The organism is Amycolatopsis thailandensis (assembly GCF_002234405.1).
In the GTDB taxonomy this organism is placed as follows: Bacteria; Actinomycetota; Actinomycetes; order Mycobacteriales; family Pseudonocardiaceae; genus Amycolatopsis; species Amycolatopsis thailandensis.
Window position 1 is genome coordinate 33,258 of the sequence record NZ_NMQT01000057.1, and the last position, 24,557, is coordinate 57,814.

24 protein-coding genes are annotated in these 24,557 nt (G+C 68.8%); 13 read left to right on the top strand and 11 right to left on the bottom strand.

The window, feature by feature from the left end; translation table 11 throughout:
* The first annotated feature begins 156 nt into the window (after nucleotides 1-156).
* The 4 genes from CFP71_RS16490 (at nucleotide 157) to CFP71_RS16505 (ending at nucleotide 3,668) form a co-directional block, all read left to right on the top strand.
* Nucleotides 157-1,083 (top strand): ACP S-malonyltransferase, encoded by a 927-nt coding sequence (locus CFP71_RS16490; protein WP_279629227.1) that lies wholly within the window; start codon nucleotides 157-159, stop codon nucleotides 1,081-1,083.
* Nucleotides 1,080-2,063, top strand: a complete 984-nt coding sequence (locus CFP71_RS16495; protein WP_093934737.1) for a beta-ketoacyl-ACP synthase III — start codon at nucleotides 1,080-1,082, stop codon at nucleotides 2,061-2,063. Before CFP71_RS16490 ends, CFP71_RS16495 begins: the two co-directional genes overlap by 4 nt.
* A gap of 68 nt (nucleotides 2,064-2,131) precedes the next feature.
* Nucleotides 2,132-2,377: an acyl carrier protein gene (locus tag CFP71_RS16500; protein ID WP_004559006.1), complete on the top strand. Its 246-nt coding sequence runs from the start codon at nucleotides 2,132-2,134 to the stop codon at nucleotides 2,375-2,377.
* A gap of 40 nt (nucleotides 2,378-2,417) precedes the next feature.
* Nucleotides 2,418-3,668 (top strand): beta-ketoacyl-[acyl-carrier-protein] synthase family protein, encoded by a 1,251-nt coding sequence (locus CFP71_RS16505; RefSeq protein ID WP_093934738.1) that lies wholly within the window; start codon nucleotides 2,418-2,420, stop codon nucleotides 3,666-3,668.
* A 108-nt stretch (nucleotides 3,669-3,776) separates the two neighbouring features.
* On the opposite strand, the gene CFP71_RS16510 is transcribed toward CFP71_RS16505, so the two are convergent.
* From CFP71_RS16510 to CFP71_RS16525, 4 genes are all read right to left on the bottom strand, one after another.
* Nucleotides 3,777-6,137, bottom strand: a complete 2,361-nt coding sequence (locus CFP71_RS16510) for a cation-translocating P-type ATPase (protein ID WP_208635969.1) — start codon at nucleotides 6,135-6,137, stop codon at nucleotides 3,777-3,779.
* A gap of 66 nt (nucleotides 6,138-6,203) precedes the next feature.
* Nucleotides 6,204-6,797 (bottom strand): hypothetical protein, encoded by a 594-nt coding sequence (locus CFP71_RS16515; RefSeq protein WP_093934740.1) that lies wholly within the window; start codon nucleotides 6,795-6,797, stop codon nucleotides 6,204-6,206.
* 42 nt (nucleotides 6,798-6,839) lie between these two features.
* Complete coding sequence (locus CFP71_RS16520) at nucleotides 6,840-7,343, bottom strand: DUF3145 domain-containing protein (RefSeq protein ID WP_091599164.1); 504 nt, start codon at nucleotides 7,341-7,343, stop codon at nucleotides 6,840-6,842.
* Between the two features lie 389 nt (nucleotides 7,344-7,732).
* Nucleotides 7,733-9,205, bottom strand: coding sequence for a S8 family peptidase (locus CFP71_RS16525; RefSeq protein WP_093934741.1), 1,473 nt, complete (start codon nucleotides 9,203-9,205; stop codon nucleotides 7,733-7,735).
* Between the two features lie 194 nt (nucleotides 9,206-9,399).
* Here CFP71_RS16525 and CFP71_RS16530 point away from each other — a divergent pair, with 194 nt between their 5' ends.
* Nucleotides 9,400-10,869: a hypothetical protein gene (locus tag CFP71_RS16530; RefSeq protein ID WP_244199712.1), complete on the top strand. Its 1,470-nt coding sequence runs from the start codon at nucleotides 9,400-9,402 to the stop codon at nucleotides 10,867-10,869.
* Here CFP71_RS16530 and CFP71_RS16535 read toward each other — a convergent pair.
* The gene (locus tag CFP71_RS16535; RefSeq protein ID WP_167406150.1) at nucleotides 10,866-12,239 is read right to left on the bottom strand and encodes a dihydrolipoyl dehydrogenase family protein; all 1,374 of its coding nucleotides are present in this window, start codon (nucleotides 12,237-12,239) and stop codon (nucleotides 10,866-10,868) included. The genes CFP71_RS16530 and CFP71_RS16535 overlap by 4 nt on opposite strands.
* Nucleotides 12,240-12,396: 157 nt before the next feature.
* Between CFP71_RS16535 and CFP71_RS16540 the strand changes: the two genes are divergently transcribed.
* A complete protein-coding gene (locus CFP71_RS16540; RefSeq protein WP_093934743.1) occupies nucleotides 12,397-13,101 on the top strand; it encodes an Lsr2 dimerization domain-containing protein in 705 nt (234 codons plus the stop codon).
* A 55-nt stretch (nucleotides 13,102-13,156) separates the two neighbouring features.
* Here the strand turns inward: CFP71_RS16540 and CFP71_RS16545 are convergent, their stop codons facing one another.
* The 5 genes from CFP71_RS16545 to CFP71_RS16565 all read right to left on the bottom strand — a co-directional run bounded on the left by CFP71_RS16545 (nucleotide 13,157) and on the right by CFP71_RS16565 (nucleotide 17,826).
* Nucleotides 13,157-13,900, bottom strand: a complete 744-nt coding sequence (locus CFP71_RS16545) for a lipoate--protein ligase family protein (RefSeq protein WP_093934744.1) — start codon at nucleotides 13,898-13,900, stop codon at nucleotides 13,157-13,159.
* A complete protein-coding gene (locus CFP71_RS16550) occupies nucleotides 13,897-15,282 on the bottom strand; it encodes an NAD(P)(+) transhydrogenase (Re/Si-specific) subunit beta (RefSeq protein ID WP_093934745.1) in 1,386 nt (461 codons plus the stop codon). Before CFP71_RS16550 ends, CFP71_RS16545 begins: the two co-directional genes overlap by 4 nt.
* A complete protein-coding gene (locus CFP71_RS16555) occupies nucleotides 15,279-15,578 on the bottom strand; it encodes an NAD(P) transhydrogenase subunit alpha part 2 (protein WP_007032801.1) in 300 nt (99 codons plus the stop codon). The genes CFP71_RS16550 and CFP71_RS16555 overlap by 4 nt, the downstream gene beginning before the upstream one ends.
* On the bottom strand, nucleotides 15,578-16,699 hold the full coding sequence (locus tag CFP71_RS16560; RefSeq protein ID WP_093934746.1) for a Re/Si-specific NAD(P)(+) transhydrogenase subunit alpha: 1,122 nt from the start codon (nucleotides 16,697-16,699) through the stop codon (nucleotides 15,578-15,580). Before CFP71_RS16560 ends, CFP71_RS16555 begins: the two co-directional genes overlap by 1 nt.
* A gap of 470 nt (nucleotides 16,700-17,169) precedes the next feature.
* Entirely contained in the window at nucleotides 17,170-17,826 is a 657-nt protein-coding gene (locus tag CFP71_RS16565) for a TetR family transcriptional regulator (protein WP_093934747.1), read from the bottom strand.
* Between the two features lie 90 nt (nucleotides 17,827-17,916).
* Between CFP71_RS16565 and CFP71_RS16570 the strand changes: the two genes are divergently transcribed.
* Genes CFP71_RS16570 through CFP71_RS16590 form a run of 5 tightly spaced genes read left to right on the top strand, consistent with a single transcriptional unit; the run spans nucleotide 17,917 to nucleotide 22,313 of the window.
* Nucleotides 17,917-19,008: a ferredoxin reductase gene (locus CFP71_RS16570; RefSeq protein ID WP_093934748.1), complete on the top strand. Its 1,092-nt coding sequence runs from the start codon at nucleotides 17,917-17,919 to the stop codon at nucleotides 19,006-19,008.
* 12 nt (nucleotides 19,009-19,020) lie between these two features.
* Complete coding sequence (locus CFP71_RS16575; protein ID WP_093934749.1) at nucleotides 19,021-20,136, top strand: fatty acid desaturase family protein; 1,116 nt, start codon at nucleotides 19,021-19,023, stop codon at nucleotides 20,134-20,136.
* A 10-nt stretch (nucleotides 20,137-20,146) separates the two neighbouring features.
* On the top strand, nucleotides 20,147-20,347 hold the full coding sequence (locus tag CFP71_RS16580) for a hypothetical protein (RefSeq protein WP_093934750.1): 201 nt from the start codon (nucleotides 20,147-20,149) through the stop codon (nucleotides 20,345-20,347).
* Nucleotides 20,348-20,394: 47 nt separating this feature from the next.
* A complete protein-coding gene (locus CFP71_RS16585; protein ID WP_093934751.1) occupies nucleotides 20,395-21,660 on the top strand; it encodes a sensor histidine kinase in 1,266 nt (421 codons plus the stop codon).
* An 8-nt stretch (nucleotides 21,661-21,668) separates the two neighbouring features.
* Nucleotides 21,669-22,313, top strand: coding sequence for a response regulator transcription factor (locus CFP71_RS16590; RefSeq protein WP_093934752.1), 645 nt, complete (start codon nucleotides 21,669-21,671; stop codon nucleotides 22,311-22,313).
* A 297-nt stretch (nucleotides 22,314-22,610) separates the two neighbouring features.
* On the opposite strand, the gene CFP71_RS16595 is transcribed toward CFP71_RS16590, so the two are convergent.
* Entirely contained in the window at nucleotides 22,611-23,141 is a 531-nt protein-coding gene (locus tag CFP71_RS16595) for a GNAT family N-acetyltransferase (protein ID WP_167406151.1), read from the bottom strand.
* 31 nt (nucleotides 23,142-23,172) lie between these two features.
* On the opposite strand from CFP71_RS16595, the gene CFP71_RS16600 reads away from it, so the two are divergent.
* A complete protein-coding gene (locus CFP71_RS16600) occupies nucleotides 23,173-23,736 on the top strand; it encodes a helix-turn-helix domain-containing protein (RefSeq protein ID WP_093934753.1) in 564 nt (187 codons plus the stop codon).
* 10 nt (nucleotides 23,737-23,746) lie between these two features.
* On the top strand, nucleotides 23,747-24,556 hold the full coding sequence (locus CFP71_RS16605; protein ID WP_208635970.1) for a DUF3626 domain-containing protein: 810 nt from the start codon (nucleotides 23,747-23,749) through the stop codon (nucleotides 24,554-24,556).
* Nucleotide 24,557: the final 1 nt, after the last annotated feature.

A 24,557-nucleotide genomic window follows, 5' to 3' on the forward strand; every position in this document is an offset into this window, starting at 1 on the left:
CAGACTTCATAGGGAAAGCTGGTTGAACCCGACAAGGCTTTTGGGTTAAGCGCGGAGATCAGGAACGTGCTTTTGGAGGTTTCCCACAATTACCCAGGCCGGACTTGGTGAGCGTCGGCATCACGACCATGGTGGCCGAGAGTGTTCCCTAGTGGGGTGACAGCTGCAGTCCTCGCCCCCGGTCAGGGTTCCCAAGCCCCAGGCATGCTCACTCCTTGGCTCGAGCTCGACGGCGCCCGCGCGCGCGTCGAAGCCTGGTCCGAGCGTGCCGGTCTCGACCTGATCCGTCTCGGCACCGAAGCGGACGCCGAAGAGATCCAGGACACCGCGATCACGCAGCCGCTGATCGTGGCGCTGTCCCTGCTGGCGTTCGAACACCTCCAGCGCGAGGCCCCGGTCGCCGCGGACTCGCCGGTCGCCGGTCACTCCGTCGGCGAACTGGCCGCCGCCGCCATCGCCGGGGTGCTGAGCCCCGAGGACGCCGTCGCGCTGGCCGCAATCCGCGGCGCGGAGATGGCCAAGGCGTGCGCGCTGGAGCCCACGAGCATGGCCGCGGTCATGCTCGGCGACCCGGATCAGGTCGTCGCCTGGCTCGACGGCCACGGCCTCGCCGCGGCGAACCGTAACGGCGCCGGTCAGATCGTCGCCTCGGGCGCCGCCGCCGCGATCGAGAAGATCGTGGCCGAGCCGCTGGAGGGCACCAAGGTCCGCGCGCTCAAGGTCGCGGGCGCGTTCCACACCTCGTACATGGCACCCGCGCGGGAAGCGCTGGCTTCGCAGGCTGCGAAGATCACCCCGGCGGACCCGACGCGTCCGCTGCTGTCGAACGCCGACGGCCAGGTCGTCACCAGCGGGGCCGAGTACCTCGACCGGCTGGTCAAGCAGGTCACGAGCCCGGTGCGCTGGGACCTGACCATGGACGGTCTGGTCTCCGCGGGCGTCACCTCGACGCTCGAACTGCCGCCGGCGGGCACGCTGACCGGGCTGGTCAAGCGGCAGCTCAAGGGAATCGTGACCACCACCATCGCACTGAAGACCCCCGCCGAGCTGGCGAAGCTTCAGGGGCAGGAGGACGCTTCGTGACCGACCGATCCACCTTGCGGCAGGCGCAGGGCGCCGCCGGGACCCGCATCCTCGGTGTCGGGAGCTTCCAGCCCGAGAAGATCGTGACCAACGACGATCTCTCGAAGATCATGGACACCAACGACCAGTGGATCCGCGAGCGGGTCGGCATCGTCGAGCGCCGGTTCGCCGAGAAGGACGAGTCGCTGGTCGACATGGCGGTCAAGGCGGGCACCGCCGCGCTGGCCGACGCCGGTGTGGATCCGTCCGAAGTGGACACGGTCATCCTGCCGAACTGCACGATGCCCACGCAGATCCCGAACGCCGCCGCCCAGGTCGCGGACCGGATCGGCATCACGCATCCCGCCGCGTTCGACCTCAACGCCGCCTGCGCCGGCTTCTGCTACGGCCTCGGTGTCGCGTCGGACCTCATCCGGGCGGGCAGCGCGAAGAAGGCGCTCGTCATCGGCGCCGAGAAGCTCACCGACCACGTCGACCCGGTCGACCGCGCGAACGCGATCATCTTCGCCGACGGCGCGGGCGCGGCGGTGGTCGGCGCGGCCGATTCGGCGCAGATCGGCCCGGTCGCCTGGGGCAGCGCGGGCGAGCACGTCGACCTCATCTACATGCGCGACGACAAGTGGATCTACCAGGAGGGCCAGTCGGTCTTCCGGTGGGCGACCACGCAGATCGCGCCGATCGCCTTGCGGGCGCTGGAACTGTCCGGGCTCGAACCATCCGATGTGGACGTCCTGATCCCGCACCAGGCCAATCTGCGCATCGTCGAGGCCATCGCCAAGAAGCTGCGGGCCAAGGGCGCGCGCGAGGACATGGTCGTCGCCGACGACATCAAGTACTCGGGCAACACCTCGTCCGCGTCCATCCCCCTCGCGCTGGACCACATGCGCAAGGCGGGCACCGTGAAGCAGGGCGACGTCGTGCTCGCCGTCGGCTTCGGGGCGGGACTCTCCTACGCGGGCCAGGCCTTCATCTGCCCGTGATGAATACTTCCCCCGCGGGCACCGTGTCCGCGGGGCAGCCGAAAGCATCACCGAGAAGGGAACAACCAGTGGCAGACAACGCAGAGATCCTCGCCGGCCTCGCCGAGATCGTCGAAGAGGTCGCCGGTGTGGCGCAGGACGACGTGACCGCCGAGAAGTCCTTCGTGGACGACCTCGACATCGACTCGCTGTCCATGGTGGAGATCGCTGTTCAGGCCGAGGACAAGTTCGGCGTCAAGATCCCGGACGACGAGCTGGCGAACCTGAAGACCGTTGGCGACGCGGTGAACTACGTGTCGGCCAACTCCAAGTAAGTCCGACTTCTTGATTGGCGCCGACCTTGGGGAGACTCCAATGAGCAACATCGACGTCGTGATCACCGGGATGGGCGCGACCACGCCGCTCGGCGGGGACGTCGCGTCCACGTGGGACGGCCTGCTCGCCGGGGCGAGCGGGATCCGCCGCATCGAAGCCGACTGGGTCGACGAACTCGAGCTGCCGGTGAAGATCGGCGCCATGCTCGCCGTCGACCCGTCCGAAGTCCTGCCGCGGGTCCAGGCCCGGCGGCTGGACCGCTGTGAGCAGGTGGCGATCATCGCCGCCCGCCAGGCTTGGGCGGACGCGGGTTTCGAGCAACCGACCGATGAGCATCAGGATGTGGAACCCGAGCGCCTCGGGGTGACCATCGGTACCGGTGTCGGCGGTCCGGTCACCCTGATCTCCCAGAACGACCTTCTGCACAAGCAGGGACTCCGCAAGGTCTCCCCGCTGACCGTGCCGATGCTGATGCCGAACGGCCCCGCCGCGCACGTCGGGATCGATCTGAAGGCGCGTGCCGGTGTGCACTCGCCCGCGTCGGCCTGCGCGTCGGGCGCGGAAGGCATCGCCGCCGGCTACGAGATGATCCGCTCGGGCCGCGCCGACGTCGTGGTCGCCGGTGGTGCCGAATCGTGCATCCACCCGATCACCCTCGCCGGTTTCGCCCAGGCGCGGACGGTCTCCACCCGCAACGACGACCCGACGAAGGCGTCCAGGCCGTTCGACGTGAACCGTGACGGTTTCGTCCTCGGCGAGGGCTCCGGCGTCGTGATCCTGGAGCGGGCCGACCGCGCCAGGGCCCGCAACGCGCGGATCTACGCGCAGCTGAGCGGGTACGGGATCACCTCGGACGCCTACCACATCACGGGTAACCACCCGGAGGGCATCGGCCAGATCACCGCCATGCGGCAGGCGATGACGATGGCCGGGGTCTCCCCTGCCGACGTCGGCCACGTCAACGCGCACGCGACCTCGACGGTCGTCGGTGACGTCGGCGAGGCCGCGGCGATCCGCAACGCCGTCGGCGAGCACGTCGTGGTGACCGCGCCCAAGGGCGCGCTCGGCCACCTGGTCGGCGGTGCGGGCGCGGTCGAGGGCATCGCCACGATCCTGGCGATCTACCACGGCCTCATCCCGGCGACGCTGAACCTCGAAGACCTGGACCCGAAGGTGCAGCTCGACGTCGTCTCCGGTGAGGCGCGCAAGGTAGAGCTGGGCGCGGCGATCAGCAACTCGTTCGGTTTCGGCGGGCACAACACGGCTCTGCTGTTCACCCCGGCGGCCTGACGGTCGCGGAGTTCCGGCTCGCCTGACATGTCATGAGGGGTCCCCATAGGACGTTTTATGTCCTATGGGGACCCCTCATGACGTTTGCGGCACTTGAGGCGGGAGCGGTCAGGCTTCCGAGCGCTTCACCAGATGCCGCCCGATCCACCAGGCGGCCTCCACCAGCACGATCCCGACTCCGGCGCAGGCGAACGCCGAAAGCGTGTACGCGCTCACGCTCGGGTCCAATGCGAAGAACTTCTGCGTGAACGGGATCAGGAACAGCGCGAGCGTCAGCACGACCATCCCGCCGATCAGCAGGATCTTCCACCACCGGTACGGCCGCGCGACGATCCCGAGCACCCACAGCGCGATCGTGATGAGCGTGATCAGCGCGGTCGTCCCGGCCTGGATCTTGTCCAGTTCGGACTGTCCGGAACCCTTGTACACCAGCAGATAGCTCACGAAGGTCGCCGTGGCGATGACCAGCCCGGCCGGGACGGCCATCCGCATCACCCTGCCGACGAAGCCGGTGCGGGCGCGTTCGTTGTTCGGCGCCAGCGAAAGCACGAAGGCGGGCAGGCCGATCGTGAACCACGCGGTGATCGTGATGTGCCGCGGCAGGAACGGGAACGGCACCTGCGCGATGCCGACCATCAGCGCCAGCAGCACCGAGTAGACCGTCTTGGTGAGGAACAGGTTCGAGACGCGCTCGATGTTGCCGATCACCCGCCGCCCCTCGGCGACCACGTGCGGCAGGGTGGCGAACTTGTCGTCCAGCAGCACGATCTGCGCGACCGCGCGGGTGGCCGGGCTGCCGGCGCCCATGGCGACACCGATGTCCGCGTCCTTCAGCGCGAGGACGTCGTTCACGCCGTCTCCGGTCATCGCGACGGTGTGGCCCTTCGACTGGAGCGCGCCGACCATCGCGCGTTTCTGCAGCGGCGTCACGCGGCCGAAGACGGCGCGCTCCTCCACGGTGTCGGCCAGCTTTTCGGCGTCCTCCGGCAGCTTCCGCGCGTCGACGGGCTTGTCCGCGCCCGGCAGGTCGAGGGTGCCCGCGACCGCGCCCACCGAGATGGCGTTGTCGCCGGAGATGACCTTGACCGCGACGTCCTGGTGCGCGAAGAAGTCCAAAGTGTCCTTCGCGTCGGGACGGACCTTCTGCTCCAGCACCACGAGCGCGACCGGCTGGATGTCGCCGGGGCCCTCGGCCGCGTCGACGGCACGCTCGGCACGGCCCAGCAGCAGGACACGCAGACCGCGCGAGCCGATCTTCTCGGCCTCCGCCCGGTGTTCCCCTTCCGGCAGCAGGACGTCGGCCGCGCCGAGCACCCAGTCGCCGTCGGTGCCGAACGACGCGCCGCTCCACTTGCGCGCCGAGGAGAACGGCATGGTCGCGGAGACCCGCCAGCCGGGATCGGCCGGATACGCCTCGGCGATCGCCTGCAGGCTCGCGTTCGGGCGGGGATCCGCGGCGGCGAGCGCGGCCAGCACGTCGTCCACCGGGTGGCCCGGCGTGATCTCGCGGACCTCGGAAAGCCGCATCGCGTTCTCGGTGAGCGTGCCGGTCTTGTCCGCGCACACCACGTCGACCCGGGCGAGTCCTTCGATCGCCGGGAGTTCCTGCACCAGGCACTGACGCTTGCCCAGCCGGATGACGCCGACCGCGAGCGCGACACTGGTCATCAGCACCAGGCCTTCGGGCACCATCGGCACGAGCGCCGCGACCATGCCGCGCAGCGCGTCCGGCCACGCCTGGTCGCCCGCGAGCTGGTTGTAGATGGTCAGCGCGCCCGCCGGGACAAGCAGGTAGGTGATGAACTTGAGGATCTTGTCGATGCCCTGGCGCAGTTCCGACTTCACCAGGGTGAACTTGCTGGCCTCCGCGGCCAGTTTCGCCGCGTAGGACTCGTCGCCGATGACGTCCGCGCGGTAGGTGCCGCTGCCCGCGACGACGAAGCTGCCGGACAGCACCTTGTCGCCGGGCTGCTTGACCACGGGATCGGATTCCCCGGTCAGCAGCGACTCGTCGACCTCCAGCGCGTCGGCCGTCAGCGCCGGGCCGTCGACGACGATCTTGTCGCCGGGCCCCAGTTCGACGAGATCCCCGAGCACGACGTCTTCCGGGGCGATCTCGGCGCTCTGCCCGTCGCGGCGGACGGTCGGCTTCGCCTGTCCGACGATGGCGAGCCGTTCCAAGGTCCGTTTCGCCCGGAGTTCCTGGATGATGCCGACCGCGCTGTTGACGATGATCAGCCCGCCGAACAACCCGTCGATGAAGTACCCCGTCGACAGGATGAGGACGAACAGCACCCCGTAGATCGCGTTGATCCGGGTGAAGACGTTCGCGCGGATGATCTCGCCGGTGGTCCGGCTGGTCTTCGTCGAGACAGTGTTGGTCTGTCCCGCGGCCACCCGTTGGGCGACCTCTTCGCTGGTGAGCCCCCTCGAGGCGCCGGTCAGCACGGCCGGCTGGTCAATTGCCATGCCCGCGACTCTATTCGGCCCCGGTTCGCGCCCGCGTCAGCCTGGGGGACCATGTCGCCCCTTACTTCAGCATCTTTCGTGTTCGGGGTTCGTCCCGCCGTCGGTGGTGTCGACGCGCCAGGAGCCGCTCTCCAGCCGCAGCGGCAGCACCAGCCGCCAGCGGATGCACCCTTCCGGCAGATATACCGGCGCGTCGTCGACGTCCTGGGTGCTGGTGAAGGCGACGAGCACCCGGAGCGTGCTCGGCGCGCCCGGCTCGATGCGGTAGACGAGGATGCTGCCGTCCTGAGTGGACTGATAGTCCTTCTTCCACTCGGACGAGGTCTTGGTCTTGGCACGCTCGCGGCTGACCACCGAAGTCCACTTCAGATAGTCGCGATCGTTGATGGAGTCGAAATACCCTTGCAGCACTTGCCGGACACTCTGGTAATGCGGATGCGCGAAGACGTCCGGAGTCACCTCCACGGCGCGCGAGCCGGGTTGCGCGCCCGGGGGGACCGACGTCGGCGAATCACTGACGAGCGGCTCGGTGGGTTCCGCCTCGGGGCGGAGATAGAGGTCGCGTGCCAGCAACCCGACGCCGACGGTCAGCGAGATCACGACCACGAGGACGGGGATCAGCCACCGCTGGCGGGAGAGGGGGCGAGGCTGGGCGGTCACCCTGAAAGGTTAGCCGCCCGCCTCTTCCGTCCTCACCGGCGTCTACCCGACTTGGTGCAGCCAGGTGACCGGTGCGCCGTCACCGGCGTGCCGGTACGGTTCGAGCGCTTCGTCCCAGTTGGCGGCCAAGAGCTCGTCGAGCTTGTGCGCCAGGGACTCCCCGGTGCGCACCTTGCTCACGAGTGCCCGCAACTGGTCTTCGCCCACGACGATGTCGCCGTTGGCGCTGGTCCTGCCGTGCCACAGGCCGAGGCCGGGGGCGAAGCAGAACCTCTCACCGTCGACCCCCGCACTGGGCTCTTCGGTGACTTCGAACCGGATCATCGGCCACGCCTTGAGCGCGGACGCCAGCTTTCCGCCGGTGCCCGAAGGCGCACGCCATCCACATTCGGCGCGGAGCTGTCCTGGACTGGCGGGCTGCGCCGTCCACTTCAACTCGACTCGGGCACCGAGGGTGCCCGAAATAGCCCACTCGACGTGCGGACAGACCGCAGACGGCGACGAGTGGACGTACACCACGCCACGGGTGTTGCCACGGGTGCTCACTGCTGACCTCCGCTACTCGACGAGGGGCGTCTTCCCCTACGACCTCGCGAGTTGTGCTGGTCAGGTGGCTCGTGCCGCCTCCCGGTACGCGTGAGCACATTGTGCACCCCAACTGTGCTGTTTGGCCACATGAACACCACAAGTCGCACCTGATTGGGACGCGGAACTCCTGCGAAAGCCCCCCTTCTTTCGGCGGGGCCGGGGAAAAGATCCCTTCACCCGGGTTACCCCGGGGACGGCAATTGTGCCGCCCTGCCGAGGAAACGGGTGGGCTGGGTGACCGCGCACCGCACTCGCGAGTCACGTGCCCAAACACGCGAGTCACGTCTCTGATCACGCGAGTCCCGCCTTCCGTCCCGGCGAGCGAGCCGGAACGGAAGGCGAGCAGGTCAGCCTTGGGCGCCGAGGGACTTCGCCGCGGCGAAGGTGTCCACCAGGCCCGTGCCCTTGTCGAAGCTCGACGTGTACGGCCCGGCGGCCACGTACGGCGAGCCGTTGGTGAACTTGTACGCCGTCCCCTTGATCGCGGCCTCGATGTCGCCCGGGCTCGCGTTCGGCGCGACCTGGAACAGCTGCGCGACGATCCCGGTGATCTGCGGTGCCGCCATCGAGGTCCCGCTGATCACGTTGTAGGTGGCGAGGTCCAGCAGTCCGGGGCCATTCTCGGGCTGGAGGCCCTGTGTGCAGATCGGCTGCGTGGGGCGGCAGGACGAGAGGATGTTCTCCCCCGGCGCGGAGACGTCGGGCCAGCTCGACTGGCTGGTCGCGAGGCCGCGCGAGGAGAAGTCGGAAACCGTGCCGTCGCGGGTGCCGGTCCCCTGGTCGTTGGACGAGGCCACCGAGAGCACGCCCGGCGTCTGGTCCTGTCCCGGCGGGTTGGAGAGGTTCGCCGAACCGTCGCCGCCGTCGTTCCCGTTCGCCCACACCGTGACGACGCCTTCCGCGGCGAGCGCGCGCTGGAGCTTCACCGTCGCCGAGTTCGGGTCGAAGGTGCCACCTCCGCTGGGGCCGTAGGAGTTGTTGGTCACCTTGATCGGCGGGCACACCGACGCCGCGACGCCCGCGCCGCAGGGCGCCTTGTGGTTCTCCAGCACCCAGTTCAGCGCCGCGTCCGTGCCGAGCACGAGCAGCGCCGCCCCGGTCGAGACCGAGACGATCTTCGAGCCGGGCGCCGAGCCGCCGACCTTGGTGCCGTCGGTCAGCGTCAGCTGGTTCCCGGCGGCGATACCGGTGACGTGCGTGCCGTGGCCGCCGAGGGAAAGGGTGTCGGTGTCGATGACGGTCGGGACGTCGACGATGCAGTTCGTCGCTGTGCCGTCGAGGCAGAGGCTCTTGAGGCTGCGCACCACCCGCGTCTTGCCGTCGGCGCCCTTGAACGCCGGATGCGTCGGGTCGACGCCCGTGTCGATGATCGCGACGGAGACGCCCCTGCCGTCCACCGGAGCGCCACCGGCGTCCTTGAGCTGTGCCTGCGTCTGCAGGCTCCTGGTCGCCGTGGTGCCCGCGCTGCCGTGCGCCTTCAGCTTCTCGTTGCCTTCGACGTAGCTGACGCCGTCGGCCTCGCGGACGGCGCGCACCTGGTCGGCGGTTCCCCGGACGGCGACGACGCCGATCTTGCCGAACGAAGTGATCTTCGTCAGCCCGGCTCCGCGGGCGGCGCGTTCGGCGGTGGCGATGTCGTCGGCGTGCACGAGCGCGGTCACCCCCGTCGCTCCGGTGACGGCCGAGAGCAGGCGGGAGAGCCCGGGGGCGACAGGTGCGAGCGGTCCCGCGGCCTGTGCGGGGACCATCCCCGCGGCCGGGACGGCGAGCAGGGCGGCGACGAGCGCGGCGCGTCGACGCCAGGGGCGAGATACGGCCATGACGTTTCTCCTGGTGACAGGGGACAAAGAAGCTGCCACCTACCAACGAGTAACACCCAGGTGAGTGACGGCGCTCACGTGGATGACAACTTCTCGGAGCAAGGTCACCGCGCCTACCTGCGACGTGTCGGCCCGTTGGTCCGGATGGAGGCGCTACTTTGTGCATCGAGACCGACGAGATGGGGAGGGGTTCGGTGCGACTCGTTCGCCTCGCTCAACAGCCGTCCCGGGTGGCCGAGGACGTCCGCGCCGCGCTGGCTTCACTCGGCCGGGGCAGCAACGTCGTGGGCGGAGTCGCCCTGATCGGCGCCAGCCCGGTCGACGGGCGCCCCGTCGAAGCCGTCGTCGTCATGCCGAAGGGCGTCCTCATCGTCATCGGTGTCGACCTGCCGGACCCGGCATTGAAACTCGAAGCCCCGCTCGGCGGGCCGTGGAAGGCCGACGGCTGGCCGCTGGTCCACGGCGACACCTCGATCAACCCGGCCACCGACGCGCTCTCGCTGTCGGCCGCGTGCACGCACAAGATCGCGGACGTCGCCCCCGGCGCCGGGCCGATCGGCACGATCATCGCCGTCGGTCCGTACGTGGAGACGGTCGACCAGCCGGCCGCGGACCTCGCCGGCTCCGTCCGCGTCCTCTACCCGACGGCGACGACGATGCTCGCCGCGACGGTCTCGCTGGCCACCGCCGCCCGCCCCCGCTCGGTCCAGCAGGCGCGGGACCTGATCGCCGCGCTCGCCCCGGACGCGCCACCGATGCCCGAAGAGATGTTGCTCGGGGAAGGGTTCAGCGCCTACTCCGACGACGAGCCGACCGTGATCCGCGAGAACCCGCTCGTCGCGATCGCCCCGACGGTTCCGGTGCAGCATCCGGGGAAGGTGAAAAGACCGGCGAAACCGGCCGCTCCTCCGGTCAAAGCCGCCAAACCCCTGCCCGCCACGCCGCCGCCCGTCCGGCCCGCTCCGCCGGTCCAGCCCGCTCGGCAGGCCGTCGCCGCGAAGCCCGTTCCGCCCGCGGCCGCCGCTTCCGCTCCCACCGAGCCCGCCCCGAAGTCGCCGCATCAGTCCAAGACGGTGAAGTGGCTCCCGCTCGCCGCGATCGGCTTGCTCATCGTGCTGCTGGTCGCGGCCATCAGCGTGGCCTCCGGCGGTGACGACACCGCGTCCACCCAGACTCCCCCGCCGCCGACCCCGGCGACTAGTTCGCCGCCGCCGAGCAGCAGCGCGGTGGAGAACATCCAGTTCACCTCGCGGGCGTCGGCCGCGGACCAGAAATGCGCGTCGCACGCGTACGGCGACGTCCAGGCGAGTCTTCAGCGGACGAGCTGCGCGGGAGTGAAACGGGCCAGCTTCGCCAGTTCGATCGACGGCCGGGCCGCCGCGGTCACGATCGCCGTCGTGGAGTTCCCGGACGCCGAGCAGGCGACCGCGTTCAAGGCCGCCGCCGACAATCCCGGCGGCGGCGGCATCCTCGACCTCGCCACCGAGACCGACCAGTGGCAGGGCGACGTCCCGGTGTTCGAAGGCGCCGCCTACCAGAGCAGCCTGGACGGGAAATCGGTCCGGCTGATCCAGGTCGTCTGGGTGCCGGGACCGTCCACTCCGGACGATCCCGGCCTCGTCCGGGGCGCGAAGGCCGCCCTCGAACTTCCCGTCAACGGCTAAAGACCGTACGCCTCCAGCAGGCGCAGCCACACCTCGCTGATCGTGGGGAACGACGGGACCGCGTGCCACAACCTCGACAGCGGGACCTCCCCCACGATCGCGATCGTCGCCGAGTGCAGCAGTTCGGAGACGTCCTGCCCGACGAAGGTCGCGCCGAGGAGCACACCGCGTTCGGTGTCGACGACGATCCGCGCCTTGCCCGCGTAGCCGTCCGCGTGCAGTGACGAACCGGCGACCGCGATGTCGATGTCGACGACGCGATGCGGTTTGCCCTCCTCGGGTCCGGCGAGCCCGACCGAAGCGACCTCCGGGTCGGTGAAGACGACCTGCGGGATGGCGTGATGGTCGGCCGTGGCGCTGTGCGCGCTCCACGCGGCGGAGTCGACCGGCTCGCCCGCCGCCTGTGCGGCCACCGCGTCGCCGGTGGCGCGGGCGGCGTACTTGCCCTGATGGGTCAGCGGCGCCCGGCCGGTGACGTCCCCGACGGCGAACAGCCAGTCACCGTCCACAGCGGACACTCGGCCGTTGTCGTCCGTCGTGAGCGGCGCGCCCGCTTCGAGCCCGAGCGTGTCCACGCCGAGTCCGTCGGTCGCGGGACGGCGGCCGGTGGCGACGAGCAGTTCGTCGACGAGCAACCGGCCACCACCCTTCAAGGACAATTCCTTACCACCGTCCACAGCGGACACCGCGTCGAGACCCGATCCGGTGTGCACGGTCACCCCGGCTTCGCGGAGTCCCGCGATGACGGCGTCGCCCGCGAAGTCCGGCAGCCGTGGCAAAGGGCGTTCGCCCGAGATGATCAGGTGGACTTCGGCGCCGAGTGTCGCGAAAGCCTGCGCCATTTCGACGCCGACGACTCCGCCACCGAGCACACCGAGACGGCGCGGGACCGCTTCCGCCGACGTCGCCTCCCGGGAGCCCCACACGGAAATCGTGTCCAGTCCGGGGATCGACGGCGTCCGCGGGACACTGCCGGTGGCGACGATCACGGCGTGCCGTGCGGTCAGCACGTCACCGCCGTCGACCGTGACCTCCCGCTCACCGGTGATCCGGCCGTGCCCGCGGATCGGGGCGATCCCGACGCCTTCGGCCCACTTGACCTGTCCGCTGTCGTCTCCCTTGCCGGTGAACCAGTCCCGGCGCGCGAACACCTTCGCGGGGTCGACCGCGTCACCCACCGGGACACCCGGGACGCGCTTCGCGGCGGCGAGGAGGTTCCCCGGCCGAAGCAGCGCCTTGCTCGGAATACAGGCCCAGTAAGAACATTCGCCGCCGAAACGTTCGTGTTCGACGAGGGCGACCCGAAGCCCGCCACGCGCGGCCCGTTCGGCGGCGACCTCGCCGACCGGGCCGCCTCCGATCACGATCACGTCAAAAGTCTGTGCTGACATGCATTCAGCGCACACCACCGCGCAGCTTCGCGCAACCTGCCGCTATCCTCGTGTCGCTGCGTGAGTCATCAGCCGCGGGTTCAGGGTTCACCGTGCCGGTTACGCAGTGGAACGATCGAGCGCGGGAGGTTTTTTCATGGCCAGGAACACTGCTGTTCATTTGCTGGACGATCTGACCGGCGAGGCGGCCGAAGAAACGGTCGCTTTCGGTTTGGACGGAATCGCTTACGACATCGACCTTTCGGCCGACAACGCCACCGCACTCCGGGAGATCCTGAGTGCCTATGTGGAGAACGGCCGCCGGATCGGTGGACGCAAACTGCGGCCCCGGGTCGTGCAGCGCCCCAAGGGCGCCCGGGTGTCGAAGTCGACCCCGAAGACCGCCGCCACCGCCGCGAAGGCCGAGGCGAAGACGGCCGCGAAGCCGGGTCGCAAGCCCGCCGCGAAGGGTGTCGCCGGCCGCAAGCCCGCCGCCGCCAAGAAGCCCGCCGCTCCCAAGGCGGAGGCCAAGACTCCCGCCAAGACCACGGCGAAGGCCACCGCGGCCAAGGCGAAGTCGACCCGTGGCACGGCGGCGAAGGCCACCACCGCGAAGGCTCCGGCCGGTCGCGCCAAGGCCGCCGCCGCGGCGAAGACCCCGGCCAAGGCAGCGCCGAAGACCACCGCGAGGAGCGCGTCCACGAAGGCCGCCCCGAAGGCCGCGGCCGCGAAGACGACCGCCACCAAGGCTGCGCCGAAAGCCGCGACCAAGACGCCGGTGAAGAAGACAGCCGAGCCGAAGAAGACCACGCGCGCCGCCCGCAAGGTGCCCGCCGTCACTTTCTCGGCCACCGAAAAATAGCTCACCGAAAAAGGCCCTTTCGCGATTTCCGCGAAAGGGCCTTTTTCGTTTTCGGTCATTTGCGCTGAGCGCCCTCGGAATGCCATTCCGGGTAGTGATACCTCGTGCGCTGGAGCGAGCTGTGCCACTCCAGCTCCCCGGGCGAGGGCTTCCGGGTGGTGAGTTCACCCAGTTGCGCGGCCGCCGCCACCCGGACTGCGTCCGTGACTTCGGCAACACCCTTGCGCAGGCCGTGTTCGGCGAGCGACGCGACCGGGCTCCGGTGGGAGTCGAGTGGCCGGGGGTCGGAAGGCGCCGAAGTGAGGTACCGGCCGACTCGTTCGGCCGCGGTCGAAACGAGCAGGGTGGAATGCGCGAGCAAGCCCGTCCTCGTCCGGAACACGGCGAAACCGCACAGCTTCGAGTCACCGACGAACAGTCCCCGATCACCGAGCCGCGACGGCAGCCCGAGTTCGGCCACCGTCGCGGTCATCAGTTCCCCGAGCGCTTCGAGCGGTTTGACGGCTTCCCCGGACAACCCGAGCCCTGGCAGGACGAGGGTGATGTTGAGGTTGCCGGGATCATGGAAAACCGTGCCACCGCCGCTGGCCCGGCGCAGCACCGGGACCCCGTCGCTCGTACAGACGTCGGCCTTGACCTCGCGTTCGATCTTCTGCCCCCGCCCCACGACCACACTGTCGGTGTTGCGCCAGATCCACAGGACCGGCGCCTCCGGTGCGGCGCGCAGGAGGGCTTCGTCGAACGCGAGGTTGTCGGCCGGGTCGTCGAACGCGGCGACGACTTCCGAGGGGCCGGTCACAGTGCTTTGAGTTCCTCCACGATCTCGCCCACCGACGATTTGGCGTCGCCGAAGAGCATGCTTGTCTTCGCATCGTAGAAGAGCTCGTTGTCGATGCCGGCGAAGCCCGAGCTCATCGAGCGTTTGAGCACGATCACCGACCGGCTGTGGTTCACCTTGAGGATCGGCATCCCGTAGATGGGCGAGCCCGGATCGGTCTCCGCGGCCGGGTTCGTGACGTCGTTCGCGCCGATCACCAGCGCGACGTCGGTCTGGGCGAACTCGGAGTTGATCTCGTCCATCTCTTTGAGCTGTTCGTACGGGACGTCGGCCTCGGCGAGGAGCACGTTCATGTGCCCCGGCATCCGGCCCGCGACCGGATGGATGGCGTACGCGACCGTGATCCCCTTGGCCTCCAGCAGCTTCGCCATCTCGCGGACCACGTGCTGCGCCTGCGCGACGGCCATGCCGTAACCGGGCACGACCACGACCTTGTTGGCGTACGCCATCTGGATCGCGGTGTCGGACGCGCTGGTGCTGCGGACCGGCCGGACCTCGCCGGACCCGCCGCTCGCGACCGTCGTGCCGCCGCCGAACCCGCCGGCGACGATGGCCGGGATCGACCGGTTCATCGCCTTCGCCATCAGGTTCGTCAGGATCGAACCCGAGGCGCCGACGATCATGCCCGCCACGATCAGCGCGGTGTTGTCGAGCGCGAGCCCCATGGCCGCGGCCGACAAACCGGTGAGCGCGTTCAGCAACGAGATCACGACCGGCATGTCCGCGCCGCCGATCGGCAGCACGACCACCACACCGAGGATGCCCGCCGCGACGAGCAGGCCGATCATCAGCAGTTCGGCGCTGCCACCGGTGGCGATGACGACCGCGAAGACGATCGCGGCGATCAGGACCAGCGCGTTCACCGGCTGCTGCAATTTGCCGAGGGTGATCGGGCGGCCGGAGATGAGTTCCTGCAGTTTCCCGAACGCGATGTTCGAGCCCCAGAAGGAGACCGAACCGACGATCGCGGCGAACAACGACGCGATCGCGACGTACGCCGGCTCGTGCGCGTAGCCCTCGGTGGTGCGGAACTCGACCCAGGCGATCAAGGCCACCGCCCCGCCGCCGACGCCGTTGAACAGCGCCACCATCTGCGGCATCGCGGTCATCTTGACCTTGCGCGCGGACGGCACGCCGACGACGACACCGATCGCGACGCCGAGCGCGATCAGCAGCCAGTTGCTCATGCCCGGAGTCAGCAGCGTCGCGATCACCGCGATGCCCATGCCGACCGCCGCGATCCAGTTGCCGCGGACCGCGGTGCGCGGACCGGTCAGGCCCATCAGGCCGTAGATGAACAGTGCGAAGGAAATGATGTAGAGGACGGCGATGAAGGTCGTCACTTGTCACCACCGTCTTCCGGCTTCTTCGCCTTGAACATCGAGAGCATCCTGTCGGTGACGAGGAAACCGCCGACGACGTTGATCGTGCCGAAGGCGATCGCGATCACCAGCAGGATCTTGTTCAGTACGCCGTCGACCCCGAGGCCGAGCACGATCAGCCCGCCGAGCAGGACGATGCCGTGGATGGCGTTGGTCCCCGACATGAGCGGGGTGTGGAGGGTGTTGGGCACCTTCGAGATGACGGTGAATCCCACGAATCCGGCGAGTACGAGGATCGCCAAGCTGCCTACGAGCATCACTCGCCTCCTTCTTCTTCTTCGGCTGCGACGGCGCCGGCCACGCAGGCCCCGGCGACGATCTCGTCGGAGAAGTCGAGCGCGAGCTTGCCTTCGGAGTCGACGAGCAGTTCCAGCAACTCGGTGACGTTGCGCGCGTAGAGCTCGCTGGAATGCGCGGGCATCTCCGCGGCGAGGTTGAGCGGCGAGCAGATGGTGACGTCGTACTCGACGACCTCCTCGCCCGGTTTCGTCAGTTCGCAGTTGCCGCCGGACTCGCCGGCGAGGTCGACCACGACACCACCGGCGGGCATCCCCTTCACCGCGTCGGCGGTGACGAGGGTCGGCGCCTTGCGGCCGGGGACGAGCGCGGTGGTGATCACGACGTCGAATTTCGTGATCGCCTCGGTGAGCCTGCGTTGCTGCTCGGCCTTTTCCTCCTCGGTCAGCTCGCGGGCGTACCCGCCTTCGCCGACCGCCTCGATGCCGAGTTCGAGGAATTTCGCGCCGAGTGACTTCACCTGCTCGCCGACCTCGGGCCGGACGTCGTACCCGGTGGTCTGCGCGCCGAGCCGTTTCGCCGTCGCCAGCGCCTGGAGCCCGGCGACGCCCGCGCCGAGCACGAGCACCTTGGCCGGCGGCACGGTTCCCGCCGCGGTGGTGAGCATCGGGAAGAAGCGCGTGAGTTTCTCCGCGGCCAGCAATACGGCGCGATAACCCGCGACACTGCTCTGCGACGACAACGCGTCCATCGCCTGCGCACGGGAGATCCGCGGGATCGCCTCGACGGCGAAAGCGCGGACGCCCGCCGATTCCAGCGCCGCGATCCCCTCGGGATCACCCCGTGGATTCAGGAAGCCGATGAGAATGGTGCCCTGCTTGAGCTTCGCGACTTCGGCCGCGCTCGGAGGCGCCACCTTCACCACGATGTCGGCATCCCACGGATCGCCGATCACCGCACCCGCCTGCTCGAAGGTCTCGTCGGCGAGCAGCGCGCCGGCGCCCGCGCCGGGCTCGACCACCACCCGCAGTCCGCGTCCGGAGACGCGCTCGATGAGTTTCGGTACCAGCGCGATGCGGCGTTCACCTTGTCCGGTTTCCCGGACAACACCGACCGTGAGCTGCTCGTTTTCTGCCGCCACAGGCGACCTCCTCGCTGGAGAGGACCACACGAACCCGCACTGTTTACCACGTCCGACCGACAACTTTCCTGGCTGAACGTATCCGGACGGCATCTTTCCGTGACATCGCTCATCACGATCGATCCAGCCATCGATCCAGGTGGGCGACGTCATAAGGCGGGTCGGAGCGGCCGTGACGCTGCGCCGCACTCGCGTGATCAAAGCCGGATCTCGCGTGCTTGAAGGCGGAACTCGCGTGATCGGGAGCGGAACTCGCGTGATCGGGGGCGGAACACCGAGTGCGGCCTCCAGTCACGCGAGATCCGGGCTCAAGCACGCGAGATCCGCCTTCAAGCACGCGAGTTCCGGATTCAAGCACGGCGTGGCGAAGGGGGCTTTCCCCTCGTCCGATGTGACGAAAGCGTCCTTCACCGCGTGTCATGCGGTGAAGGACGCTTTCAGCCCCACTTACGGAGCAAGGGTTTCGCCGGTTACGGAACACTCCGCCAGTTCGGCACGCCCAGAAAGATCAACCGCAGCCGCCGTTCGGCCGTGCGCACGATCTCGTCGTCACGTGAAGGTGTTTCGAGCAGCTCCAGCACCGTCGTGAGCATGGTCGTCACGATCAGGTCGGCGAGCAGGTGCAGATCCTCGGTGCTCCAGTCACGGAGGAAGTCGAACCGCGCGAGGTCGACGGCGAGCTCGCTGACGAAGAGCTTGAGCTCGAAGCCGATCGCCTGCCGGACCGGGCCGGTGCCGCCGTACCGCTCCCTGGTCAGGAAGTGGAAATGGTCCTCGTGCGCCCGCACGTGCTCGCGCAGCACGCGCACGGACGAGCGGATCATGTCGTTGTACGCCGACGGCCTCGTGCGCGCGGAGCGGATCATCGTGCGCAGGGTGCGCATGGACTCCTCGACGAGCGCCACACCGAGTTCGTCCATCGACGCGAAATGGCGATAGAACGCCGTCGGCACGATCCCGGCCTGTTTCGCGACCTCGCGCAGGCTGAGTCCGGAGAACCCGCGTTCCGCGACCAGGTCGAGCGCCGCGTCCAGCAGCGCTTGACGCGTGCGCTGTTTGCGCTCCTGCCGGGAAACGGGCTCAGTTGTCACGACCGACAGCGTAATCGCCTCCGCGGTATCACCCACGTCACATCGCCGTCCTCTCACGTTGACAAGCGGGATCTTCGCCACTTCACTGTTGAGTGTACAAGCGTTCACCGAAATTGGGAGAAAGTGATGACGGCACTGGTACCGCGCAGGGCCAGGCGGCTGGCCTCGCTGGCCGAGGCCCTGCTCACGCCCCACGGAATGGACCGCTACCTCGAACTCGTCGATCCGATGCTGGTCCGCCGCGAGATCCGCGGCCTGGTCACCGGCGTCCGGAGGCAGACACCCGACACGGTCACGCTGACCATCCGGCCGAGCCGGGCCTGGCGGGGTCACGTCGCGGGCCAGTACGTGCGGGTGACCGTCGAGATCGACGGCGTCCGCCGGACCCGTTGCTACTCACCCGCTGGTTCGGAGCACGACGGCTCACTGGAACTGACCATCAAGGCCGACCCGCAGGGGCTTGTTTCGCGGCATCTGAACCGCACGATCACCACGGGCTCCGTCCTCGGACTGTCCACTGCGGACGGTGAGTTCACCCTGCCGTCGCCGAGGCCCCGGCGGATCCTGTTGCTCAGCGGCGGGAGCGGGATCACGCCTGTCCTGTCGATGCTGCGCACGCTGGCGGACGAGAAGCACGAGGGCGACGTCGCCTTCCTGCACTACTCCAACGGCGCCGACGACGCGCTCTACCGCGCCGAGCTCGCCGACCTCGCCCGCCGCCTGCCCGGCCTGCGCGTGGTACACGCGTTCACTCACGCGAAAACCGGCGGCGACCTGCACGGCTTCTTCTCGAAGGAGCACCTCGCGGAGGCCGCGCCGTGGTACCCCGACGCCGAGACCTTCCTGTGCGGCCCGAAGCCGCTGATGGATTCGGTCCGTGAGGCGTTCGAGGCCGACGGCCTCGGTGCACAACTGCACACCGAGGAGTTCACGCCACCGGCGCTCACCTTCGACACCGAGAACGCCGAAGGGCAGGTCCGGTTCGCGCGCAGCGGCCGCGAGTTCGAAAACTCCGGGAAACCGCTGCTGGAGCAGGCCGAAGACGCGGGACTCAGCCCGGAACACGGCTGCCGGATGGGCATCTGCTTCTCCTGCACCCAGATCAAGACCTCCGGCTGCGTGCGCAACGCCAAGACGGGCGAGACCTCCAGCGAAGAGAACGAAGAGATCCAGCTCTGCATCTCCGTCCCGGTCGGGGACGTCGAGATCAACGCTTAGAAAGGACCGGTCATGACGGGCTTGCAGGACAAACTGACCCCGCAACAGGTCGAGGACTTCGGCCGCGAACTGGACGAGATCCGGCAGCGGATCGTCGCCGACCTCGGCCAGGTCGACGTCGACTACATCCACAACGTCATCAAGACGCAGCGCGCGCTCGAGGTCGCCGGCCGCGGACTGCTGTTCGCCGGGTTCTTCCCGCCCGCGTGGGTCGCCGGCGTCGCCGCGCTTTCGGTGGCGAAGATCCTCGACAACATGGAGATCGGCCACAACGTCATGCACGGTCAGTACGACTGGACGCGTGACCCGGCGCTGAGCTCGCAGAAGTTCGAATGGGACACCGTCGCGCCGTCGGAGAACTGGCGCCATTCCCACAACTACATCCACCACACGTACACGAACATCCTCGACAAGGACCGGGACATCGGTTACGGCATCCTGCGGATGGATCCGGCGCAGAAGTGGAACCCGTACTACCTGGGCAACCCGGTGTACGCGACGCTGCTCGCGCTGTTCTTCCAGTGGGGCGTCATGCTGCACGATCTGGAGGTCGACAGGGTCGCGAAGGGCGAGCGCACCTGGGCCGAGAACGTTCCGGTGCTGAAGAAGATCGTGCGCAAGGCGGGCCGCCAAGTCGGCAAGGACTACGTACTCTTCCCGCTGCTGACCGGTCCGCTCGCGCCGCTGACCTTCCTCGGCAACGCGACCGCGAACCTGACCCGCAACCTGTGGGCGTTCTCGATCATCTTCTGCGGGCACTTCCCCGCCGACGTCGAGAGCTTCACCGAAGAGGAGACCGAGAACGAGTCGCGGGGCCAGTGGTACCTGCGGCAGATCCTCGGGTCGGCGAACATCACCGGCGGCAAGCTCTTCCACGTCATGACCGGGAACCTCTCGCACCAGATCGAGCACCACCTGTTCCCGGACATCCCGGCGCGCCGCTACCCGGAGATCGCGGGCGAAGTGCGGGCGATCTGCGAGAAGTACGGCCTCCCGTACAACACCGGTCCCCTGCACAAGCAGCTGTTCTCGGTGGCCAAGAAGATCGTGAAACTGGCCCTTCCGTGGAACGGCGAGCCCCGCACTCCGGCTACCGTGGAGAGCGACAAGACCCTCCGAGCGGCTTAAGGTGTCTGACATGGTCGGTCAGTTCGAAAGCACCAAGGACGTGGTCCAAGAGGTCACCGAGTCCGCGGCCACCCATATCGGCAACATCGCGACGATCATCACCGGCGCGATCCGGGACATCGCCCGCGAGACCGGCGATTGGCTCACGGACGTCATCGAGATGCGCGAGGCGTCCCAGCGCGCGCAGGCGGACGAAACCCGCGAAGACTAGGGAAACCTGGATGGGCGTGGGGCGGGTGGTCACGGCAAGCTGAAGCCGTGATCACCCGTTTCGCCCTTCCCGGGCGCGTCCTCGGCTCGCAGCTGAACCGCGCGTACTGGGGAGAGCTGGCCTGGGTGATCATCGGCGCGCCCTTGACGCTGGTGCTCGCCGTTCTCGTCGTCTTCGGGCTCCTCTTCGGGACGGCCCTGAGCCTGCTCACCGTCGGGCTGCCGGTGCTCATCGGCGTCGTGGCGGGCGCGCGGCTGATCGGCTCCGCGCACATCGGCCTGTCACGGATGCTGCTCGGGACGACGGTCACCGCGCCCGCCCGGCCCGAGCTGCGGCCGGGCCTGTGGAACGGGATCAAGAGCAAGATCGCGGACCCGAGCGGCTGGCGGTCGATCGCCTACCTGCTGATCCGGCTCCCGGTGGCCTTGATCGAGTTCTTCCTGGTCGCGGTCCTGTTCGTGTACGCCGTGAGCACGCTGACGTACCCGTTCTTCTGGTTCACCCTGAACGGTGAAGCCATGCCGACGTTCGACCTTCACGTCGGCGCCTGGCCCCTCACCCTGCCGCTCGCCCTCACCGGGCTGGCCGTGCTGCTGGCGATGCCGTGGGTGGTCCACGGGCTGACCGAGTTCGACCGGCTGCTGGTGCGCGGGATCCTCGGCGCCGAAGACCTCTCCAAACGCGTGCGTGACCTCGAACGCAGCCGGGCGAGCGCCGTCGACGACGCGACGTGGCGGTTACGCCGGATCGAACGCGACCTGCACGACGGCGCGCAGGCCCAGCTGGTCGCGCTGGCGATGAAGCTCGGCATCGCGAAGGACGAGCTGTCCGGCGGCGACGGCGACATCGAGCAGGTCACCGCCCTGGTCACCGCCGCGCACGCCAACGCGAAACAGGCGCTGGTCGAACTGCGTGACCTCGCCCGCGGCATCCACCCCGCCGCGCTCGACGCCGGCCTCGACGTCGCGCTGTCCACTTTGGCCGCGGGCTCGGGCATCGACGCGCGGATCGGCGTGGACCTGCCGAGCAGGCCGTCGCCGTCGCTGGAGACCATCGCCTACTTCACCGTCGCCGAGCTGCTGACCAATGCCGCGAAACACACTTCCGCCGCGATCGAGGTCGACGTCGGTATCGTCGGTGACGCCTTGCGGCTCGTGGTGCGCGACGGTGGCGAAGGCGGGGCCAGGCCGGAACGCGGTGGCGGGCTCGCCGGGATCGCCGAACGGCTCGCGACGGTGGACGGCAGGCTCGACATCGACAGTCCTCCGGGAGGACCTACGGTGATCAGCGCGGAAATACCTTTACGGAAATAGGGGGCGGCGTGCGCGTCGTGATCGCGGAGGATTCGGCCATCCTCCGGGCGGGGCTCGTCGAACTGCTGAACCTTCGGGGGCACGAGGTCGTCGCGGCCGTCGCCGACGGCGAAAGCCTGTGCGCGGCGGTGCGCGAGCATCGGCCGGACGTGTCCATTGTGGACATCCGGATGCCGCCGACGCACACCGACGAAGGACTGCGCGCGTCGATCGCGCTGCGCGCCGAAGTGCCGGGGTGCGCGATCCTGCTGTTCTCGCAGTACGTCGAGACGCAGTACGCGACGGAACTGCTGGCCGACCGCGCGGGCGGCGTCGGCTACCTGCTGAAGGACCGCGTCGCGGAGGTTTCGGACTTCCTCGACGCGCTCCGGCGGGTCGCCGAAGGTGAGACCGTGCTCGACCCGGAGGTGGTGAGCCAGCTGTTCACCGCCACCCGGAAGACGGACGCGCTCGCCGGGCTCACGCCGCGGGAGCGGGAAGTGCTGGGGCTGATGGCCGAGGGCCGGTCGAACTCGGCCATCGCGGCGGCGCTGTTCCTCTCGGCGGGCTCGGTGGAGAAGTACGTTTCGAGCATCTTCGGGAAGCTGGCGCTGCCTCAGTCCGAGGGGGACAACCGGCGGGTTCTCGCGGTGCTTCGGTACCTGGAGTCCTAAGGGAGGCCTCCGCTGTCCGTGAAGGCCTCCTTTCCTACCTTGAGGGTAGTGAAGGAGGCCTTCACGGCATCCTTTGTCCGATGTGGTCTCTCGCCGGGCAGGCATGGTGTTGCGAAAGTGGCTTTCGCAACGCTGAAGGTTGCGAAAGTGGCTTTCGCAACGTCAGTCCGCTGCCCACCGAGCCTGGTCGCTCCTCCGCCCACTCGGCTGCGAATGAAGTCCGTGAAGGCCTCCTTGAGGGACTCTGGGTCCCTCAAGGGGGCCTTCACGGACAGCGGAAACGGTGACCGCAACGCCTCAACGGGGTTCGGTAGGTGACCCGGTGAGTGCCGGCAGGCAAAGCTGCACCCACGCGACATCCCGCCACGCCCCGTGCTTGTACCCGATCCGCCGATAGGTCCCCACCGGCTCGAACCCCAGCGCGCGATGCAGCCCGGCGCTCGCGTCGTTCGGCAGCACCATCCCCGCGCAGAAGTTCCGGAAACCGCGCGCCGCCAGCGTGTCCAGCAGCGCCTGATAGAGCGCGCGGCCACCACCGGTCCTCCGGCGGCCGAGCTCCAGATAGATACTAACCTCGCAAGACCAGCGGTAGGACGGACGACCGCTGAAAGGGCCTCCGTAGGCGTAGCCGGCGACGCGGCCTTCGTCGTCTTCGAGGACGAGCCAAGCGTGCGATCGCTGCGCCTTGGCGATGCGCTCGGCCATCTCGTCCGGCTTGGGCGGCTCGGTCTCGAACGAGATCACCGTGTCGGTGACATACGGCGCGTAGATCTCCGCGCACGCCGTCGCGTCGGCTTCCGTCGCTTCCCTGATCACCATGGCAACCATAGTAACCGAGGCTGCCACTATAGTAAGCAGCATGTCGGATCCCTTGTCCGCGTCGCTCGCCGCGACGCTCCAGTCCGCGAGACTCGACCAGAACCTCTCGGCCAACGCCCTCGCCGAGTCCTCGGGCGTGTCCAGGGCGATGATCGGCAAGATCGAACGCGGTGAGGCGCAGCCGACGGCCGTCCTGCTCAGCAGGCTTTCCGCCGCGCTCGGGATGACGTTGTCCGAACTGATCGCGCGCGCCGAACACGGCGACCGGCGGCTCGCGCGCTTGGCCGATCAGCCGACCTGGACCGACCCCGACACCGGGTACGTGCGCCGCGCGGTGTCGCCGTCCCTCGGCGGACCGCTGGAACTGGTCGAGGTCGTCCTGCCCGCCGGTGCCGAGGTCGCCTTCCCCGCCCACACCTACGCGCTGACCCACCACCAGATCTGGGTGCTCGACGGGCATCTGCGCTTCCGCGAGGGCGACGTCGACCACGAACTCGACGCGGGCGACTGCCTGCAACTCGGCACCCCGCGGCAGTGCGCCTACGTCAACCCGACCGACGAGCCGGTCCGATATTTGGTCGCCCTCGCCCGGCGGCACGCCTGATACTCGGGGCATGTACTCCCGGGCCCTCGCACACGTCGCGGCGAAAGCACGCGGCGGGCACGAGGCCGGGCTGCCGGTGACACTGCACTTCCATCCCGATAGATCCACAGTGGACGGACGTTCGGTACTGACGGCGATGGCCGAGGACGGCCGCTACCGCAACCAATTCGAAACCGGCACGAGCAACGGCGGACTGACCGCGCACCCCGGCGGAGCCCGCTGGCGCTGGGAAAGCCGGATGTTCGGCGGCGTCTACGACGACGTGTCGCCCGCCCAGCGGCCGAAGTACGGTGCCTTGAACTTCCGCCGCCGTCCCACCGGCGGCGCGCCGAGGTTCGGCTCGGCCCACTTCCGGATGGCCGCGCACACCGTCGCGCGGACGACGTTCTGCTATCCGGACAGCGTGCTGGATCCGGCGGATTTCGGTTACGGGACCAGGGTTTCCGCACTGATCGCGATGGCAGAGCGAGACGAGACGGACCTTCTCGACGACTACGTCGAGGCGCACGTCCACGGCCCTGTCGATCTCGCGACGGACGTCGAAGCCCTCGTGCTCGACCCGAGTCATCGCGGAACCGACGTCGAAAAGGCCGCGCTCCGGCTGGACTGCCCTGTCGAATGGCATCCGGGTTTCCGCCTGCCGACCGAAGAACTCGAGCGGCATCCCGCGTACCGCGGTCCGGAATTCGTCGAACTCGGCCTGGCTTTGGCCGAAGACGGCCATCTCGACCCGCGGGTGCTCGGTGAAGCGGGCCACCTCGATCCGCAAGCCCTCAAACGCGTCTGGCACTACGTCGCGCGCTTCGGGGCACTACCGTGAC

Coding starts and splice junctions, on each gene's coding strand:
- CFP71_RS16600 (WP_093934753.1), top strand. CDS start 23,173: ATGTCGGATCCCTTGTCCGCGTCGCTCGCCGCGACGCTCCAGTCCGCG.
- CFP71_RS16540 (WP_093934743.1), top strand. CDS start 12,397: ATGGCCAGGAACACTGCTGTTCATTTGCTGGACGATCTGACCGGCGAG.
- CFP71_RS16525 (WP_093934741.1), bottom strand. CDS start 9,205: ATGGCCGTATCTCGCCCCTGGCGTCGACGCGCCGCGCTCGTCGCCGCC.
- CFP71_RS16605 (WP_208635970.1), top strand. CDS start 23,747: ATGTACTCCCGGGCCCTCGCACACGTCGCGGCGAAAGCACGCGGCGGG.
- CFP71_RS16555 (WP_007032801.1), bottom strand. CDS start 15,578: ATGCTCGTAGGCAGCTTGGCGATCCTCGTACTCGCCGGATTCGTGGGA.
- CFP71_RS16595 (WP_167406151.1), bottom strand. CDS start 23,141: ATGGTTGCCATGGTGATCAGGGAAGCGACGGAAGCCGACGCGACGGCG.
- CFP71_RS16570 (WP_093934748.1), top strand. CDS start 17,917: ATGACGGCACTGGTACCGCGCAGGGCCAGGCGGCTGGCCTCGCTGGCC.
- CFP71_RS16505 (WP_093934738.1), top strand. CDS start 2,418: ATGAGCAACATCGACGTCGTGATCACCGGGATGGGCGCGACCACGCCG.
- CFP71_RS16580 (WP_093934750.1), top strand. CDS start 20,147: ATGGTCGGTCAGTTCGAAAGCACCAAGGACGTGGTCCAAGAGGTCACC.
- CFP71_RS16575 (WP_093934749.1), top strand. CDS start 19,021: ATGACGGGCTTGCAGGACAAACTGACCCCGCAACAGGTCGAGGACTTC.
- CFP71_RS16510 (WP_208635969.1), bottom strand. CDS start 6,137: ATGGCAATTGACCAGCCGGCCGTGCTGACCGGCGCCTCGAGGGGGCTC.